Below are 16,949 nucleotides of genomic sequence, written 5' to 3'. Positions count from 1 at the left end.
CAGACCTCAACGGAGAAACCATGAACAGCATCGACAACACCCCCAAGCTCGTCGTCGGCACCCAGTGGAAGCAGGAGCGGTTCGGCGCGGACGGGCAGCCCGAGGTCCGCATCATCGAGATCATCGGCCGTCCGACCCTGTCCAGCCCCGTCGCCTACAAGGTCATCCGCAACGACGCGCACCCTCACCGCAAGGGCAAGACCGCGTCCATCCGCGTCGCGGATCTGCTGCGCAAGTACGAGGCGGTCGAGGCGTGAACGATCGGTGGAAGATCACTCTCGGCACCGACATCGGGTGGCGGGTCTGGGACGGGGACCGCGTGGTCGCTGTCTTCACGAACGGCGCGGATGCCCTCGCGTACCTCACATTGAAGTCCGGCAACCAGCAGAGGGCATCGTGATCGCCGCGGAACGATTCATCGCCCGTGACACCGAACGCGACAAGTGGTTAGCAGCGCGAAAGAACGGTGTCACCGCGACCGAGGTTCGTGACGCCGCAACAGACGCCGGCTTCCGCAACCTCGTCGCGTCCTGGTCAGACCCGCAGTTCGAAGGAAACGAGTACACCGCGTTCGGCAACTGGGCCGAACCCGACATGCTCAACCACGCCCACCAGACGAACGGGATCCTCCCGTCCGGGTGGCTGATCGCATCCGAAGGTGACCCCCGGTGGTTGGCGACACCGGACGGCCTCTCCCTCGACCACTCGACAATCGCCGAGGCGAAGACGACCAGTAAGGACTGGGGCCGCCCGCCACTCAAGTACATGCGCCAGATCCAGTGGCAGTTGTTCGTCACCGGCGCCGAGAAGTGCCTGTTGCTGTGGCACCTCCGCGCGACCGCCGATGACGGCAGCTTCTACCTGCCGTGGATCGAACCGAAGACGCTCTGGATCGAGCGTGACGAAACCATGATCGCGACCCTGATCGGCGTTGCGGAAAACGTATGGGAGGCCAAGCGTGGCTAACAACTTCAAGGGGCCGCTCGACTACATCGACGTGGCGACCCGGATCGTGGAGTTCCGCGAGAAGTACCCGGACGGAAGACTGCGGCAGAAGGACATCCAGTTCATCGACTTCGCTAACAAGTCGTGGGTTGTGTACACCGCGGAAGCATGGCGGTCTGCTGATGATCCTGCGCCCGCACACGGTACCGCCTGGGAACCTGTCCCCGGCCCCACCCAGTTCACCCGCGACTCCGAGTTGCAGAACGCTGAGACTGCGGCCTGGGGGCGCGCCATGGTGGCAGCGCTCGCGGTCGATACCCGGAAAGGCATCGCCTCCTCGGAGGAGGTGCGGAACCGGCAGGAGAAGACCCCGCCGCCCGCGCCTGATGACAGGGTCATCGCGGATCACATCGCGGCGCTCGAGTCAGCCTCAACGATCACGCAGCTGCAGGGTGCATGGGAGACCGCGGGGAAAGCCGGAGTCACCAAAGACCCGCGCGTGATCGCGATCAAGGACCAGATGAAGGCGGCGTTGTCCTGATGTCGCTCCCGACCCAAGCCCGCCTGAATCAGCACCTCATCCGGTGGGACACCGAGATCAAGGAGTTCGACACCGCTGTGCACGCTTACGGGCAGCGGAAGGCAGACCTCGAGTATCGCCGCGCGGTTGTCATGGAGACCGCGAAGGCTGACGACCCGAAGCTGTCGCAGGCGGCCGCGGAACGCCGCGCGGACGCCGACAGCGAAGCCCACCAGCTGCACCGGGAGTTCCGTGCAGCGGAGTCCACGATCGAGGCGAAGAAGGCGCGCCTGCGCTGGTGCGCGGCCGTCTCTGACGCTCTGCGATCCGAGGTCGCCACCGAGCGGGCCGAGCGGCAGCTTTACGCCGACCACGGGGAGGGCTGACCGATGAAGCCCGCCGTCGTCCGACTTCCCTGGTGGCTGCAGTTCGAGCGCCCATGGATGGTCATCGGTGCCGGCACCATCGGCTGGTTTCCGACGTGGGGCGAAGCCCAACACCACGCGATCCGCATCGCGGCATGAACCACCCACAGAAAGGACATCCCATGGTGGAAGAGAAGGAAGCCCCGCCGAGCCTCGCGATGATGCTCGCCCGGGTCCGCCCCGGAACCGACGTCGAGGCCGCCGAGGCGCTGAGGAAGGTGACCGCGGCGGTCCAGGAGACAGGCAAGGTCGGATCGCTCGTGCTCCGGCTCGACGTGAAGCCGGCCGACGGCGGTGTCGATGCGGTCGTCGTGACCGACAAGCTCACGACGAAGATCCCCGAGAAGAACCGCATCGGGTCCCTCGCGTTCATCACGAAGGACGGCGACCTGTCGCGCACGGATCCCTCCGCGATGCCGCTGTTCACCGACGAAGACATCCGCGACGCCGGCGCGCATGTGAATCCCCGCACCGGCGAGATCAAGGAGGCCCCCGGGGCATGACCACCATCGAGGACACCAAGACCGAGGCGGCCGTCGTCGCCGAGCTCGCCGACCAAGCTGCGGAGAACCAGCGCGTCAGCATCGCTGTCGGCGAGGTATACCTCGTCCGCGGCGCCGAGGGCGAGTTGCGCGTTGTGGACACCGACGCCTACGCCGAGCACCCTCGCCACAAGGAGGCCAAGCGCTCGGTCACCGACGCGAAGTCGTTCGTCGAGTACGTGAACCGGCACGGCGGGCCCGGCAGCGAGGTCTACGCACACACGAACACCTCCAAGGTGGTCGCGGTTCTCGACTCGCACGAGGGAGCCGAGCGGGATCCGGGCTGGCAGAAGCACCGCATCAGCCTCGACCTGGAGCACTCCAAGCAATGGATCGCGTGGAAGGCCGCCGACGGGAAACTGTTCCCCCAGGACGAGTTCGCCGACTTCATCGACGACCAGTGGAACGACGTCATCGACCCCGAGCCCGCTCGGATGATCGACATCGCCCGCACCTTCCAGGCGCACACGAACGTCAACTTCGAGTCCGCGATCCGCGAGCAGTCCGGCGACGTGAACCTCTCGTACATCGAGGACACCAAGGCGAAGGCCGGGCAGAAGGGCAACATCGAAATCCCCGCACGGATCCAGATCGCCCTCCGCCCGTACGTCGGCGGCCCGATCTACTCGATCTGGGCGTCGTTCCGCTACCGCCTCCGCGGTGGAGCGGTCGCCCTCGGCTTCAAGCTGGAGCGCCCCGAGCTGACCCTCGAGGCGGCGTTCGCCGACATCGTCACCGAGATCCGCGACGGCCGCACCGACAAGAAGGACGGCGCCGAGACGCGAATCCATGACGGGATCGGCGCCGTGCCGATCTTCATGGGCCGCCCCGCCGCCTGATCAGGTCGCTGCACGTAGCAGGTGCAGCGCCCCGCAAGACGGGGCACCAGCCGAGTAGCAGTCGGCTGGTGCCCCTCCACCCACACATCGCCTTCCGTAGCAGGAGTCTCAGCGTGAGCACACCCATCATCTCTGATCCGACCCCGGAATCTGTTCAGACCGCCCCGTTCAAGATCCCGACGCCCGCCAAGCCCCGCCGCAACCGCACGTCCGCGAAGAAGGCTGGTTCGGGGTTCGAGCGCGCACAGGCCGACTGGCTCGCTGAGCGCCTCGCCGATGACCGGATCGACCGCCGCGTGAAGACCGGGTCGAAGGACCGCGGCGACATCGCCGGTGTCCGCACCATCCGCGGCGGCCGCGTGGTCATCGAGTGCAAGAACGTCGCCAAGGTCGACCTCCCCGGCTGGCTGCGCGAGGCCGAGACCGAACGCGAGAACGACGATGCTGCGATCGGTGTCGTCATGCACAAGAAGCGTGGCACGTCCGACCCCGCCGCGCAGTACGTGACCATGGACGCCGAGACGTTCGTGCGCCTGCTGGAAGGCGGGTTCGACGCATGAGCGCTCCCCTCGCCCGCCGCACCATCATCAAGAGCGCCGCCTGGTCGCTCCCCGTGATCGCCGCGGTGACCGCCGTACCGCTTGCGGCCGCGTCCGCCGCACCTCGCACCGCCCTGCGCTGCGAGCGCACCCCGAACCACGGGCACGGAGGCGGCACAGGGAATGGCTGGTGGACCGTCAGCTACAGCGACGGCACGGCCGCCGTGCTCTCGAACGGCACGGTCATGTCGGATCCCGCCTTGCGCGCCCTCTGTAAGGGCGGCCCGCGATGACCATGGTGCCGCTGTCCCTCACCCCGAAGGCCGCAGAGCGGTTCTGGTCCCACGTCGACCGCCGCGGCCCCAACGACTGCTGGCCGTGGACGCGCTCACGCAGCTCCCGCGGGTACGGCAAGTTCCGGGTCGGCAGGCAGATGCGCAACGCATCCCGGGTCGCGTACGAGCTCGTCAAGGGCCCGCTCGGATCGAACGAAGCCCGCCACACCTGCGACAACCCGCCGTGCTGCAACCCCGCACACCTGCTCGCCGGATCGCATGCCGCCAACATGCGCGACATGGCCGAGCGCGAGCGCTCCCGCACCACCCGACTCACCGCGACCCAGGTCCGGGAGATCCGGCGACGCCACGCCCACGAGTCCCTCGTCACCCTCGCCGCTGAGTACGGCGTCACCCCCTCGAACGTCTCCCTCATCGTTCGCCGCCGCACCTGGAAGCACCTCGGAGAAGCAGCATGACCACCTGGCCCGACACCCTCAACGTCGCCCCGATCCGCGAATGGCCGGGCGAGCTCACCCGCAACCGCACCCGCTCGAAGTTCAAGGCCGGCCTGGGGGAGACGCTCCGGCTGCTCGACCGCGAAATCTGGAACCTCGTGGACACGCGCGCACAGCAGGAGTCCGCCGAGCTGCTCATCGCGATCCCGGCCGGCGACCTGTGGCGTCTCGACGGGAGGCCCCGCGCGCACGCCGTCGCCGAGCACCCGGGCGTGATCTTCTCGCTCGACTCGAAACACGGGCACCTGTCGTACCCGTGCGACACGTTCACGACGTGGCAGGACAACCTCCGCGCGATCGCCCTCGCCCTCGAGGCGCTTCGCATGGTCGACCGATACGGAGTCACGAAGCGGGGCGAACAGTACCGCGGGTTCCTCGCGATCGAAGCGACCGCCGCCCCAGCCGGGTTCGCGACGGTCGAGGTCGCCATCGGCTTTCTGATTGACGTCGCCTACAAGGTCGAGACGTTCGACCGCAAGAGCGACCCCGCACGCATCCTCCGTGTGGCGCAACGCGTCGCGCATCCCGATATGGGCGGTGACGCGGCGACGTTCCAGCGTGTGTCGCTCGCCGAGGCGAAGCTCCGAGCGGAGGGGCTCCTGTGACCCTCCTCGCCTTGAACACCGGCAACGACGGCCGCCCGTACGACGAGTTCCTGCGTGAGAAGGTCGCGTTCGACCGCTCGTTCGGGTTCGACGTCAACGACGCGGACCTGTCGCCGATCATGCGCCCCGGCCATCCGCACTACAAGCCGCACCAGGCCGACATCGTGAAGTGGGCGGTCAAGGGCGGCCGCCGCGCGATCTTCGCCCGCTACGGCCTCGGCAAGTCCGTCATGCAGCTGGAGATCCTGCGCCTCATCGTGGACCAGGGTCCGACCCTGCAGCGATTCTTCTTCGCGCCGTTCCGCGAGGTGCGCCGAGGGCTCATCGTCGCCCCGCTCGGCGTGCGATTCGACATCATCGCCGACGCCCGCAACCTCCTCGACCTCGAAGTCCGGTTCGTCCGGTCGACGGCCGAGGTCGATCCCGAGTGGTGCGGCGTGTACGTCACGAACTACGAATCCGTGCGCGACGGGAAGCTCGACCTGTCCCTCTTCGTCGCGGCATCGCTCGACGAGGCCGCCGTGCTGCGCTCGTTCGGATCTGAGACCTACCAGCGGTTCCTCCCGCTGTTCGCCGACGTCCCGTATCGGTTCGTCGCGACCGCCACGCCGGCGCCGAACCGGCACAAGGAGCTGATCCACTACGCCGGGTTCCTTGGCGTCATGGATACCGGACAGGCGCTCACCCGGTTCTTCAAGCGCGACTCGTCGAAGGCGGGGAACCTCAACATCCACCCGCACAAGAAGCGCGAGTTCATGCTCTGGCTGAACACGTGGGCGTGCTTCATTCAGCGCCCGTCGGATCTCGGCTACTCCGACGCCGGCTACGACCTCCCGCCGCTCGAGGTGCTGTGGGAGGAGGTCGAGGTGGAGCTGCTGTCGGATCAGGTCGAGAAGGACGGCCAGGGCATCCTCGTGCGCGCCGGGGCGAAGTCGGCCGTCGAGTCCGCGCGGGAGAAGAGGCACACGCTCGACGCGCGGATCGCGCGGGCGATGCACATCGTCTCGAACCACTGGGGCGACGTCGACGAGACCGGCCAGATCATCCTGTGGTGCGACCTGAACGACGAACAGGACGCCTTGGAGCGGGAGCTCGCTGCCCGCAACGTGTCGTTCTCGTCGATCCGCGGCGCACAGTCCGATGACGAGGTCGAGGAGCAGCTGCGCGCGTGGCTCGCCGGCGAGACGTACGCGCTGATCGGAAAGCCGATGATGCTCGGGCGCGGCCTGAACCTGCAGCAGTGCTCGATGGCCGTGTTCGTCGGCGTGACGCACAAGTACGAGCAAACCGTCCAGGCCATCCACCGGATCCACCGGTTCGGTCAGAAGAACGCGTGTCGGGTGCATCTGCTGTACGGCGAGTCCGAGACCGACGTCCGCGACAACCTGCTCACGAAGTGGCAGGAGGACGACGCCCTCACTGACATGATGAGCGACGTCCTGCGCGAGTTCGGACTCAGCGCGACCGCGGTGTCCGCCGAGCTCGCCCGCGCGATGGGCGTCGAGCGCGAGACCTGGGACGGCCAGGAATGGCAGATCGTCCTCAACGACTCGGTAATCGAGTGGCGCGACCATGTTGCCCGCGAGTCGATGGGCCTGATCGTCACGTCGATCCCGTTCGGCGGGAAGTACGAGTACTCCCCCAACTACGCCGACTTCGGCCACGTCGACGACAACGGCCAGTTCTGGTGGCAGATGGACTACCTGACGCCGTCGCTGTGGAACGCGCTGATGCCCGGCCGGATCCTCGCTGTGCACGTCAAGGACTTCCCCCTCTACGGATCCGTCACCGGCACCGGCGTCTACACCTTCGACACGATGCACGCTGAAGCGATCGCCCACTACACCGGCCACGGCTTCGACTACTTCGGGATGATCACGGTCACGACCGACGTGGTCCGCGAGAACAACCAGACCTATCGGCTCTCCTACTCCGAGATGGCGAAGGACCACTCGAAGATGGGTGTCGGCTCCCCCGAGTACGTGCTGCTGTTCCACAAGCCGCAGACGAACCGTTCGCGCGGCTACGCCGACGTCCCGGTCCAGAAGGAGAAGGCGGACTACTCGGTCGGGCAGTGGCAGATCGACGCCGCCGGCGAGTGGCGCACGGGCGGGAACCGGCTGCTGACGGGCGACGAGCTCGCCGCACTCGAGGTCGGCGTCCGGTCGAAGCTGTTCACCGCACAGTCTGAGCGCACCGTCTACGACTACGACGCGCACGTCGCGCTCGCTGACCGCCTCGCCGCTGCCAACGCGCTCCCCGGCACGTTCGCATCCCTCGTCCCCGGGTCGTGGCGCGACGACGTGTGGACCGACGTGCTGCGCATCGACACGCTCAACTCCGAGCAGCGGCGACGCGAGGTCGAGGCGCACATCTGCCCATTCCCGCTCGACATCCCCCGCCGCATCATCCGCATGTACTCCAACCCGGGCGAGCTCGTCGGTGACCCGTTCAGCGGTCTCGGGTCGACGGTCCTGGAAGCGGTACGCCAGGGGCGCCGCGGCTTCGGATCCGAACTCAACCCGGTGAGCACCGCGGACTCGGTTGTCTACCTCACCCGCCATGACAACGAGGCGAATGCACCGACGCTGTTCGACCTCCTCGACCTCCAAGGGAGCGCCGCCTGATGCTCGCCACCCGTAAGTCTCTCGACATCCCCTTCCTCGACTTCTTCGCCGGGTTCGGTGGTAGCAGCACCGGCCTCTACGAGGCCGGGTTCGTCCCGCACACCGCGTTCAACCACTGGAACAAGGCGATCGCCGTGCATTCCGCGAACCACCGCCAGACCGACCACGTGCAGGGCGACCTCTCCGGTTACGACATGCGGCGCCTACCAAAAGGCGTCCCCGTGTTATGGGCCTCGCCGGAGTGCACCTGGCACTCCCCCGCCGGAGGCAGGAAGCGTCCCCGCGAACTCGACCTCTTCGACGAGTACGTGCCGAACGATGCCGGGGAACGGTCCCGGTCGACCATGTGGGATCCGATCCGCGCCGCCGAGGCACGCCCGTTCGACGTGATCCTGATCGAGAACGTCTCTGAGGTCGTCGACTGGCGCACCGCCGCTGGCGCGCACGTCTTCCCGTCCTGGATGCGGACCTGGGAGGACCTCGGCTACGAGTGGCAGATCGTCAACGCGTCCGCAGCGCACGTCTACTCGGCGACGAACGACCCTGCAGGGCAGTGGCGTGACCGGATCTACATCGTCCTGTACCGCAAGGGTATCCGGATGCCGCGGATCGAGCCGCGGCCGCCGGCGTGGTGTGACCAGTGCCAGGGCGTCGTCGAGGCCGTGCAGTCATGGAAGAAGGACCCGCATTTCCGGGTCGGGAAGTACGGCCGTCAGTACGTGTACGTGTGCGGTGCGAACCAGCACGCGAGGCAGGTCGTCGAACCGTACGTGCTCCCGGCCGCCTCGGTCATCGACTGGTCCGACCTCGGCGGGCGGATCGGTGACCGGAAGAAGCCGCTGGCCGCTGCGACGATGCGGCGCGTCGAGATGGGGATCCGCATGTTCGCACGGCCGGCTGTCGTGCAGCACGCAGGTCAGACGTGGGACGCGGCGAACCCGCAGCATCGGGGATTCGGGGATCCAAACGCGTACTACCGGGTGACGGATCCGAGCGTCACGCCACTCATGACCAGACAGGCCGGAGGAACCGGCGACGCACTATCGGTGCCGCCGTTCTACACGGCTATCAATCACGACGCCGACGACCGGGCCCGCCTGCTCGAGTCGGGCCCGCTGCCGACCCGCTCCACGAAGATCGGCGACGGGCTGGTGTTCGCCACCGTGCTGTCGCACCAGTACGGCGAGCAGACAGGGTCCGACCGGCGCAACTCGGACCCGTGGGTTGTCCCGCTCGGCGCGGTCACCGCGGGTGGCGCGCATCACAACCTGATCGTGCCGCCGTACATGGTCGAGATGTACGGCACGTCTACTGCTCGCGACACGGAGAACCCGCTGTCGACAGTCACCGCAGAGGGCAATCACCACTGGTTGACGACCGCACCAGACGCGTTCCTGTCGCGGCAGTACACCCAGCGCGGATCCGACGCGAACATCAACACGTCGCCGTCAGGACCGCTGCACGCGATCACCGGCAGCGGCGGCAACCATGCCCTGGTGGTGCCATCTCGACAGCGCCCGAGCTCGATGTACGAAGGTGACCTGCCGTTCGATCTGGACGACGTCCGCTTCCGGATGCTCGGCCCGAACGAGCACCTCCGCGCGCAGCGATTCCCGAACGACTACGACACCTCGGCGGCGAACAAGTCGGAGACGACCAAGGGCGCCGGGAACGCGGTGCCGGTGAACGTGGCGCACTGGATCGGCGACAACGTCGCTGAGGCGCTGGGATCCGCGGCATGACCGCCCGGAAGGTGAACGTCCTCGCCTGCGACAAGGACGGCTGCGCCGAGCAGATCCCCGCGCTCGATCGTGAGTCCGCAGGCGAACTGCGTGCCCGCGCACGCAAGCAGCATGGCTGGCGTTCGATCCCCTCGTTCAACGAAGGCGGCCACACGGACCTCTGCAGGTGGCACGGATGACGCCCGTATTCCGCGTCACCCCGACGTCATACCCGCACGAGACACCGTCACGATGTCGCCGCGGCTGCTGCTGGACCCCGCTCGGTCACTCGACCGTCGTGGACGGCTACGCCGCCTGGCACCCGAAGCACTGCACCTGCCATCAAGGAGATCCGATGATCGGCCCGAAGTCCCCCCAGCCGTCGCCGGCGGATGAGCGCCGCGCGTATGAGGCGATGACGGTCCGCGACCGGAACCTCTGTGTCCGATGCGGGGCGTATGGCGTGCAGCGCGACCACCGTCAGAACCGCCAGTCGGGCAACACGGTCGTCTCGAACCTGCAGGGCCTGTGCCCCGCCTGTCACCAGTGGAAGACCGAGAACCCGGCGAAGGCGTTCCGCGATGGGTTCTCAGTGCCGCGCTGGGCCCGCCCGGAGGTGTGGCCGGCATGGCGGTGCGATGTGCAGTCCTGGGTGCAGTACTTCGACGCCCCCGACGCTTCCGGCGCATGGTGGCAAGAGCTGTCCGCCGACACGGCTCGTCTCCTCTCGGACGGGCAGGTCGGCTGATGGTCTGGTTCAAGGTCGACGACGGCTTCTGGTCCCACCCGAAGGTGCTGCCGCTGTCCGCGGACGCTGTGGCGCTGTGGGTGCGCGCGGGTGCGTACTGCGCCCACCAGCTCACGAATGGGCTCGTGTCCCCTCAGGCGCTGCGCATGCTCGCTGACCGGGACGCCGCCGTGGAGCTCGCGAACGCGGGGCTCTGGGACGTCGTCCCCGGTGGCTTCCAGTTCCACGACTGGGCGAAGTACCAGCCGACGCGCGAGCAGGTCGAGGCGGAGCGCGCCGCGGCGGCGGAGCGGAAGCGGAAGTCACGCGAGACGTCACGCCGGAAGTCACGGGAGGCGTCACACCGTGACGCACGCGGGGCCGACGCCGTGATCGGAGGTAGCGCGCCGAAGTACTCGCCACCTCCTGCGTCCGTCCGCGCGCCGGATCCGTTCTGCGCGAAGCACATGCCGACCGGGCCGAGCGGGAAGCCTTGCCGGGCGTGCGCGGACGCCCGAGTCGCGGTCGAGGCGCACCGCGCCGCAGCTAAGGCCCGCCCGACAGCAACACCGTTCACTGTCGTACCCGGTGCGCTCTGCCCAAACGGTGCGCACACGCTGCTGCCGGATGGCACCTGCACCCGATGCGAGTACCGACCGGAGGTGGCGTGATGCTCGCCGACGAGTGGGCGGATGAGTTCTTCGCACAGGCTGGCCGCCGGTGCGGTCACTGGAAGGCGCTGCAGAAGCTGCGCCGCGAACAGCAGGATCTGGTTCCCGCCGATGAGCTTGCCCGCCGAGCCTACGACGAGGAGACACAACGTCTGCTCGCGGAGATTCACGCGACGGGGGTGGCTGCATGATCCCGGTCAAGTTCGATCCGCGCACGTGGGCGCGGCTAGCGGACATGGCTGAGGCGCAGGGGATCACGATCGCGAAGCTGATCGAGCTCGCCGCTCACCGTCTCGTGACTGGCTCGCGGCCGACGCTCGGCCCGACGGCCGCCGAACGACACTACCGCGCTCTCGAATACCGCGTCCTCGCTCTGCGGGCGCGCGGCCTGACGATCGCGGCGATCGCGGTGGAAGTCGGCTACTCGAAGTCCTACGTGCATCGGATCCTCACCGACGCAACGACCAAGAAACGCCCGAACGGGCAGGAAGCAGGAAAGCATGACCGGTGAAACGACGATCACCGTGGTGGGGAACCTCACCGCCGACCCCGAGCTGCGGTACACGCAGAACGGGCTGCCGGTGGCGAACTTCACCATCGCTTCGACGCCGCGCACCTTCGACCGCCAGGCGAACGAGTGGAAGGACGGCGAAGCGCTGTTCCTCCGTGCGTCCGTGTGGCGCGAGTTCGCCGAGCACGTGGCGGGATCCCTGACGAAGGGCATGCGGGTCATCGCTTCGGGACGCCTGCGTCAGCGCTCCTACCAGGACCGCGACGGCAACAACCGCACCGCGATCGAGCTGGAGGTCGACGAGATCGGCCCCTCGCTCCGCTACGCGACCGCCCAGGTCACCCGTGCCGCCTCGAGCGGCGGCGGGAACTTCTCCGGCGGCCAGCAGGGCGGTGCCCCGGCCGCGGATGAGCCCTGGGCGACGCCCGGATCCTCCAGCTCCGATGCCTGGTCTACTCCCGGCTCGGTCGGGGACGACACACCGTTTTGAGCCCCGGCGGGGCCCTGCATCCCCGCGGCGTCCCGCCCCACCGACAGGAGAACCTCATGCCTTTCCCGTTTCCGGCCCGCTACGACGGCGTCTGTGCCGCCGACTGCGATTCCCGTATTCACCCTGGCGACAGGGTCCAGTTCGTCGAGGGTCAGCTTGTGCATGTCGAGTGCACGGCCCGGCTGCTCGCGCTGCCTGCGCCCGAGCCTCGCCCCGTCTGCCCGAACTGCTTCACCGAGATCGCACTGAACGGAGCATGCTCATGCTGATCGAACGGCCCCAGGCCGTGATCGTGGACGTCGACGGGACGCTCGTTGATGTCTCCACTGTGCGACACCACGTTCTGAACCACCCGAAGGACTTCGATGCCTTCCACGCGGGCGCAGAGTTCTGCCCGCCAATCCTCTCGACGCTGTCGCTCGTCGCGGCGTGGTCAAAGGTCGCGGACATCTTCATCGTGACCGCGCGGATGCGGACGTGGGAGGAATCCACTCGACGTTGGCTCGACATCCATCTCGAGAGCGGCTATCAGGCGCTGCACATGCGAGCCGATGGCGACTACCGCCCGGACTTCGAGGTGAAGGCGGAGATCCTCGCGAGCATCCGGAAGACACACGACGTCGCCCTCGCCATCGACGACAACCCCTCCGTGGTCGATCTGTGGGAGTCGGAGGGCATCCCCACGGTCATCGTTCAAGGCTGGGCGGAGGAGGTGCCTCGTGGCTGACGAGCTCCCCGGCTTCGACCCACCTCCCCCGCCGAAAGACGCACCGAAGGTCGAACGACTGCCACAGCGGTCGCGCGACCAGCTCGCGATCGCCGCCGGCATCCACCCCGCCACGCGGATGCAGCTCGCCAACAACGGCAAGACATGCGGCGACTGCGCGTTCCTCCGCCTCAAGCGGCATCCGAACGGGAAGCACTGGTGGAAGTGCGGCACCCCTGACCCGAGCTCGAGGAACCACCGCGGCGACGGCCGCGACATGACCAAGCGATGGCCTGCCTGCATCGCGTTCAAGGAGAGGACCACCGAATGATCACCTGCATCCGCAACCACGCAGAGCCCGGCGCGCACCGCGTCACCTGCCCCGATCACGAAGGCTGGGCCACCAATCCGGGCGAGTGCTACGGGTGCCTTCCCCGCGCCGCCGAGGTCGGATTCCTCTGCGCGCCCTGCTACGAGCGTGCGATCGCTGCCGTCGCCGCGTGGTCCGACTTCGAGGCTGCGGTGCGCGCCGCCGACGGCCGCCTTGTGTCTCCCGAGGGAGGCCCCAAGGGAGCTGCCCCATCCGGCTACTCGAACCTCACGCTCTCGTTCCTCACCCTGGACGAGTGCCGCGGATTCCTCGCCTCGAGGGCCGCTCGCACGGTCGACCTGTGGGTGCACGACGAAGCCGGCGCCCGCGATGCGATCCGGTTCGCTGCCGCGGCGGAGCGCGCGTACCGGGACCTGGAGGTCGAGGAACGCGAGAAGCAGGTCGTGAAGGAACGCTGCCCCGGCTGCGGCTTCCACGCCCCGCACGGCAACATAACCCACGCCGAGCACGGCGCGACCGTCGTCTCCTGCCCGTTCTGCGGGAAGGAGCTTGCCCGGGTCCGCCCGGACGTGCACCGGTGGGTCGGATCCGCGGACTGTGAGGTAACCACGCACGCCGAGTGCGACAACGTCGACTGCCGGTGCGACTGCCACCAGCTCGGCGCACAGTCCCGCCCCGGCGGCGTACAGGCGCTCTGGGACGCCGACCAGCACACCGTCACCAGCCGGACCCGCGCCGGCCGCGCCGCGCACACCTGGCGGGAACCGGTGAAGGTCGCCGGCGCCGTGCGCTGGGTCACCCACCGGATCCGCGGCACCGTCAGCGACCAGCCCCACCAGTACCGCGCCGACTGGACGGTTGACGACGCACTCACCATCCGCCACACCACCGAGAGGGCAGCTGCAGCATGAGCGCCAGAGATAGAACCACGATCGAGCACGCCGCCCGCATCATCCATCAGAACAATGTCGACGTGTCCTGGGAAGAGGCGGACTACGGCGAACGCACCTGGGCCGAGGGCACCGCGAGAGCCGTCCTCGCCGTGTTCGAGGAGGCAGGTTCCCCGCTTCCAGGCTTCTCGGAGATCATGCTCGACCCTGAGATCGGAGAGCGCGCGATGGCGATCGTGGCCAAGCACCGCTCTCCCTGGCCGGAACCGACCGCCGCCCCGAGAGCGCAACCTCGAACGCGAGGATATCGAGCTGTCCATTCGGCATCGCACCGAGCAGCTTGCGGTCCAGGGGTCCCGGCTCGAGAACGAACATGCACCGGGCTACCTCGACGCCATCGCGCCGGACGGAGACCCAGTGCTCCATCTCATCGACTCGGAACGCCTCGTCCCACCACACCGCGGGGAACTCCTCCGAGGGGCTGAATACCCGCCAGGAGCGGCCCTTCGGCCGCGGACGCACCTCAACGAGCGTCAGAGATCTAGCGTCCATACGGCGACCGTACTGGAAGGGAGTAGCCGATGAAGGAGTGGATCACAGTGAAGGAGGCCGCCGTGCTCACGAAGCGCTCGCGCCGAGCGATCTACGAGTGGATCGAGGACAAGAAGCTCGCCATGGTCCGCGACGACCGCAACCACATGCTCGTGCTCGCGAAGGCCGCCGTCCGACTGAGCCACGAAATCCGCCCCGGCCGACCCCGGGGAAAGCCGACACGCCGCCCCTGAACCCCCAGAAAGAAATACGCAATCTCCGCAATCTAGGCACGATAGAACGTAGATGGTGGACCAGTCCGCCCAGACCGAAGCCCCGGCCCTCAACATGAGACAACTGGGGCTTCGTCGTCCCTCCTCCGACAGGAGCAGCACATGCTCGGCACAACGTGGGCCCGCACCCTCGACGGAGCCCTGGACGAGATCAGCCGACTCCAAGCCGAACGCGACAACGCGTCAGCCGCACTCGACGACCTCGCAGCCCAACACCCGGAGCTCGTGCCGAACGAGCATCTGATCCGCGCCCGCCTGGCACTCGTATGAGACTCACCGCCGGCATCGCACTGGGCCTCACCATCGCAATCCTCTGGGTACGCCACGGACGCTTCTGGATCCGCTGGCTCTTCACCCACAACGACTTGTAGCCCCCCTCACGGGGCCAATCCCCGGACCGTGGCCTGGCGCCACCGAAGAGGTGACCATGATGGCGGCGATCACGGATGCTCAACGCGACGAGGTCCTCCGCCTCCACACCCAAGGCCTCTCCCGCAACGCCATCGCCCGCGAAACCGGCATCAGCACCGGCTCCGTCACCCGAATCTGCACAGCCGCCGGTCGCGCCTTTGACCGGGCCAGCACAAAAGACGCGACGCGTGCGCGAGCCGCGGACATGGCGCAGGCGCGTACTGCCCTCGCATGGCGGCTCGATGAAGCAGCGAACAACATGCTCGACATGCTCGGGAAGCCGTTCGTCGTGTTCAACTTCGGCGGCAAGGACAACACGTTCAACCAGGCGACCCTCGACACTCCCCCTGTCGAAGCGGTGCGCACGATCATCACGTCAGCCGCGATCGTGTTCGACAAGCTCTCCCGGGTCGTCGAGTCCACGCCTGAAGGAACGGGCGAGGCGGAGTCGGTGCTCGACCGGATCGAGGCCGAGTTCGACGGCGAGTTCACGGACGTGGACGACGCCGAGTTCGGGGTGACGCAGTGAAGCCTCCCGCCCTGTCCCGCAAGCAGCGGTGGTCGATCGCTCGTGCGAAGACCCGGAAGATCGCGCTCTGGGTGGGTGCCGTGTCCGCGGGTAAGACGATGGTCAGCCTGTTCGCCCTGTTCATCGCGATCCGCCGGTCGAAGGGCCGTGGCCTGATCGTCATCGTCGGTAAGACGCTGCAGACGATCGAGCGGAACGTGATCGGTGAGATGCAGAAGCCGGAGCTGTTCGGGCGTCTCGCGAAGCAGGTGAAGCACACCACCGGGTCGAACACCGCGATCATTCTCGGCCGGGTCGTGCACCTGGTGGGTGCGAACGATGCCCGCTCTGAGGAGAAGATCCGCGGGTCCACGGTCGAGGTCGCGTACGTCGATGAGGCCACACTGGTCCCTGAGGCGTTCTGGGCGATGCTGCTGACCCGACTCCGTGTCGCCGGCGCCCGCCTCCTCGCGACCACGAACCCTGGTTCGTCGCAGCACTGGCTACGCGTGAAGTACATCCTCGACGCTGACGCGCAGGACATGGTCGTGTTCCACTTCACGATGCACGACAACCCCCTCTACTTCGAGGGCGGCGACCCGGGCCCGTCGTACATCGCCGCGATGGAGGCGGCGTTCCGGAAGAGCAAGCTGTTCTTCGACCGGTTCATCCGTGGCCTGTGGACGAACGCCGAGGGCGCCGTCTATGACGGCTGGGATCCCGCCGTGCACGTCATCCCGTGGGAGCAGCTGCCGCCGATCTACCGGCTCCTGTCCGTCGGCATGGACTTCGGAACCCAGCACGCCACGTCGGTGGTCCTGCTGGGCCTCGGATACGACCGGAAGCTGTACCTGATCGACGAGCTCCGCATCGAGTCGCAAGACAAGGCGCAACGACAGTCGCCGTCGCAGCAGGCCCACGCGATCGCACTCTGGCTGAAGCAGAACCACCTGCCGGAGGGGTTCCTGCGACCGGAGATCCTGGCCGCAGACCCCGCCGCGCTCGCGTATCGCCAGGAACTGCGGGAGTCCGAGGGCATCGACACGATCCCCGCGGACAACAGCGTCGCGTATGGCATCGGCCTCATCACATCGCTGCTCGCCCGTGGCCTCCTCAAGGTCACGGACCGGTGCTGGGGCGTCATCAAGGAGATGCCCGAGTACGTGTACGACCCGAAGGCGTCCGAGCGCGGCGAAGACGAGGTCGTGAAGAGCAACGACGACTCTCTCGACGCGTTCCGGTATGCGGTCGCGTCATCCGAATCCGAGTGGCGCGACGAAGTCGGCCCACGCCCGCACACGTTCTGACCCGGGAGGGGACACGT

Annotated in this window: 27 protein-coding genes; all 27 read left to right on the top strand. The window is 67.7% G+C overall.

Translation table 11 applies throughout. The features are described from left to right. The first annotated feature begins 20 nt into the window (after positions 1-20). Positions 21-257, top strand: a complete 237-nt coding sequence (locus ACTJJZ_RS00770; RefSeq protein ID WP_440719259.1) for a hypothetical protein — start codon at positions 21-23, stop codon at positions 255-257. Beyond that, positions 254-400 (top strand): hypothetical protein, encoded by a 147-nt coding sequence (locus ACTJJZ_RS00765; RefSeq protein ID WP_440719258.1) that lies wholly within the window; start codon positions 254-256, stop codon positions 398-400. Before ACTJJZ_RS00770 ends, ACTJJZ_RS00765 begins: the two co-directional genes overlap by 4 nt. Further along, positions 397-966, top strand: a complete 570-nt coding sequence (locus ACTJJZ_RS00760; RefSeq protein WP_440719257.1) for a YqaJ viral recombinase family protein — start codon at positions 397-399, stop codon at positions 964-966. The genes ACTJJZ_RS00765 and ACTJJZ_RS00760 overlap by 4 nt, the downstream gene beginning before the upstream one ends. Beyond that, entirely contained in the window at positions 959-1,486 is a 528-nt protein-coding gene (locus ACTJJZ_RS00755; RefSeq protein ID WP_440719256.1) for a hypothetical protein, read from the top strand. The genes ACTJJZ_RS00760 and ACTJJZ_RS00755 overlap by 8 nt, the downstream gene beginning before the upstream one ends. Next, complete coding sequence (locus tag ACTJJZ_RS00750) at positions 1,486-1,851, top strand: hypothetical protein (protein ID WP_440719255.1); 366 nt, start codon at positions 1,486-1,488, stop codon at positions 1,849-1,851. The genes ACTJJZ_RS00755 and ACTJJZ_RS00750 overlap by 1 nt, the downstream gene beginning before the upstream one ends. 3 nt (positions 1,852-1,854) lie before the next feature. Then, a complete protein-coding gene (locus ACTJJZ_RS00745) occupies positions 1,855-1,989 on the top strand; it encodes a hypothetical protein (RefSeq protein WP_440719254.1) in 135 nt (44 codons plus the stop codon). A gap of 23 nt (positions 1,990-2,012) precedes the next feature. Beyond that, positions 2,013-2,393, top strand: a complete 381-nt coding sequence (locus tag ACTJJZ_RS00740; protein ID WP_440719253.1) for a hypothetical protein — start codon at positions 2,013-2,015, stop codon at positions 2,391-2,393. Next, positions 2,390-3,271: a DUF2303 family protein gene (locus tag ACTJJZ_RS00735; protein ID WP_440719252.1), complete on the top strand. Its 882-nt coding sequence runs from the start codon at positions 2,390-2,392 to the stop codon at positions 3,269-3,271. Before ACTJJZ_RS00740 ends, ACTJJZ_RS00735 begins: the two co-directional genes overlap by 4 nt. A gap of 113 nt (positions 3,272-3,384) precedes the next feature. Next, positions 3,385-3,831, top strand: a complete 447-nt coding sequence (locus ACTJJZ_RS00730) for a hypothetical protein (protein ID WP_440719251.1) — start codon at positions 3,385-3,387, stop codon at positions 3,829-3,831. Then, entirely contained in the window at positions 3,828-4,103 is a 276-nt protein-coding gene (locus ACTJJZ_RS00725; protein ID WP_440719250.1) for a hypothetical protein, read from the top strand. The genes ACTJJZ_RS00730 and ACTJJZ_RS00725 overlap by 4 nt, the downstream gene beginning before the upstream one ends. Then, positions 4,100-4,564: an HNH endonuclease gene (locus ACTJJZ_RS00720; RefSeq protein ID WP_440719249.1), complete on the top strand. Its 465-nt coding sequence runs from the start codon at positions 4,100-4,102 to the stop codon at positions 4,562-4,564. The genes ACTJJZ_RS00725 and ACTJJZ_RS00720 overlap by 4 nt, the downstream gene beginning before the upstream one ends. Then, the gene (locus tag ACTJJZ_RS00715; RefSeq protein WP_440719248.1) at positions 4,561-5,208 is read left to right on the top strand and encodes a hypothetical protein; all 648 of its coding nucleotides are present in this window, start codon (positions 4,561-4,563) and stop codon (positions 5,206-5,208) included. The genes ACTJJZ_RS00720 and ACTJJZ_RS00715 overlap by 4 nt, the downstream gene beginning before the upstream one ends. Beyond that, the gene (locus ACTJJZ_RS00710) at positions 5,205-7,835 is read left to right on the top strand and encodes a DNA methyltransferase (RefSeq protein ID WP_440719247.1); all 2,631 of its coding nucleotides are present in this window, start codon (positions 5,205-5,207) and stop codon (positions 7,833-7,835) included. The genes ACTJJZ_RS00715 and ACTJJZ_RS00710 overlap by 4 nt, the downstream gene beginning before the upstream one ends. Further along, complete coding sequence (locus ACTJJZ_RS00705; protein WP_440719246.1) at positions 7,835-9,577, top strand: DNA cytosine methyltransferase; 1,743 nt, start codon at positions 7,835-7,837, stop codon at positions 9,575-9,577. The genes ACTJJZ_RS00710 and ACTJJZ_RS00705 overlap by 1 nt, the downstream gene beginning before the upstream one ends. Then, positions 9,574-9,756: a hypothetical protein gene (locus tag ACTJJZ_RS00700; RefSeq protein ID WP_440719245.1), complete on the top strand. Its 183-nt coding sequence runs from the start codon at positions 9,574-9,576 to the stop codon at positions 9,754-9,756. The genes ACTJJZ_RS00705 and ACTJJZ_RS00700 overlap by 4 nt, the downstream gene beginning before the upstream one ends. A 155-nt stretch (positions 9,757-9,911) precedes the next feature. Further along, positions 9,912-10,304, top strand: coding sequence for an HNH endonuclease (locus tag ACTJJZ_RS00695; RefSeq protein ID WP_440719244.1), 393 nt, complete (start codon positions 9,912-9,914; stop codon positions 10,302-10,304). Beyond that, positions 10,304-10,954 carry a hypothetical protein gene (locus ACTJJZ_RS00690; RefSeq protein ID WP_440719243.1) on the top strand — a complete coding sequence of 217 codons (651 nt, stop codon included), beginning with the start codon at positions 10,304-10,306 and terminating at the stop codon, positions 10,952-10,954. The genes ACTJJZ_RS00695 and ACTJJZ_RS00690 overlap by 1 nt, the downstream gene beginning before the upstream one ends. Continuing rightward, on the top strand, positions 10,954-11,145 hold the full coding sequence (locus tag ACTJJZ_RS00685) for a hypothetical protein (RefSeq protein WP_440719242.1): 192 nt from the start codon (positions 10,954-10,956) through the stop codon (positions 11,143-11,145). The genes ACTJJZ_RS00690 and ACTJJZ_RS00685 overlap by 1 nt, the downstream gene beginning before the upstream one ends. A gap of 44 nt (positions 11,146-11,189) precedes the next feature. Then, positions 11,190-11,465 (top strand): hypothetical protein, encoded by a 276-nt coding sequence (locus tag ACTJJZ_RS00680; protein ID WP_440719241.1) that lies wholly within the window; start codon positions 11,190-11,192, stop codon positions 11,463-11,465. Next, positions 11,455-11,955, top strand: a complete 501-nt coding sequence (locus tag ACTJJZ_RS00675) for a single-stranded DNA-binding protein (protein WP_440719240.1) — start codon at positions 11,455-11,457, stop codon at positions 11,953-11,955. The genes ACTJJZ_RS00680 and ACTJJZ_RS00675 overlap by 11 nt, the downstream gene beginning before the upstream one ends. After that, entirely contained in the window at positions 11,873-12,682 is an 810-nt protein-coding gene (locus ACTJJZ_RS00670) for a phosphatase domain-containing protein (RefSeq protein WP_440719239.1), read from the top strand. The genes ACTJJZ_RS00675 and ACTJJZ_RS00670 overlap by 83 nt, the downstream gene beginning before the upstream one ends. Further along, positions 12,675-12,992 carry a hypothetical protein gene (locus ACTJJZ_RS00665; protein ID WP_440719238.1) on the top strand — a complete coding sequence of 106 codons (318 nt, stop codon included), beginning with the start codon at positions 12,675-12,677 and terminating at the stop codon, positions 12,990-12,992. Before ACTJJZ_RS00670 ends, ACTJJZ_RS00665 begins: the two co-directional genes overlap by 8 nt. Next, the gene (locus ACTJJZ_RS00660) at positions 12,989-13,903 is read left to right on the top strand and encodes a hypothetical protein (protein ID WP_440719237.1); all 915 of its coding nucleotides are present in this window, start codon (positions 12,989-12,991) and stop codon (positions 13,901-13,903) included. Before ACTJJZ_RS00665 ends, ACTJJZ_RS00660 begins: the two co-directional genes overlap by 4 nt. A gap of 560 nt (positions 13,904-14,463) precedes the next feature. Continuing rightward, complete coding sequence (locus tag ACTJJZ_RS00655) at positions 14,464-14,667, top strand: excisionase family DNA-binding protein (RefSeq protein WP_440719236.1); 204 nt, start codon at positions 14,464-14,466, stop codon at positions 14,665-14,667. 141 nt (positions 14,668-14,808) lie between these two features. Then, entirely contained in the window at positions 14,809-14,976 is a 168-nt protein-coding gene (locus ACTJJZ_RS00650; protein WP_440719235.1) for a hypothetical protein, read from the top strand. Positions 14,977-15,133: 157 nt separating this feature from the next. Continuing rightward, entirely contained in the window at positions 15,134-15,646 is a 513-nt protein-coding gene (locus ACTJJZ_RS00645; RefSeq protein ID WP_440719234.1) for a hypothetical protein, read from the top strand. Beyond that, complete coding sequence (locus ACTJJZ_RS00640; protein ID WP_440719233.1) at positions 15,643-16,932, top strand: PBSX family phage terminase large subunit; 1,290 nt, start codon at positions 15,643-15,645, stop codon at positions 16,930-16,932. The genes ACTJJZ_RS00645 and ACTJJZ_RS00640 overlap by 4 nt, the downstream gene beginning before the upstream one ends. The last annotated feature ends 17 nt before the right edge of the window (positions 16,933-16,949 follow it).

Origin of the sequence: Microbacterium sp. 22242 (assembly GCF_052045495.1) — a bacterium.
Classification (GTDB): Bacteria; Actinomycetota; Actinomycetes; order Actinomycetales; family Microbacteriaceae; genus Microbacterium.
This window is presented reverse-complemented; position numbering and strand designations above follow the sequence as displayed.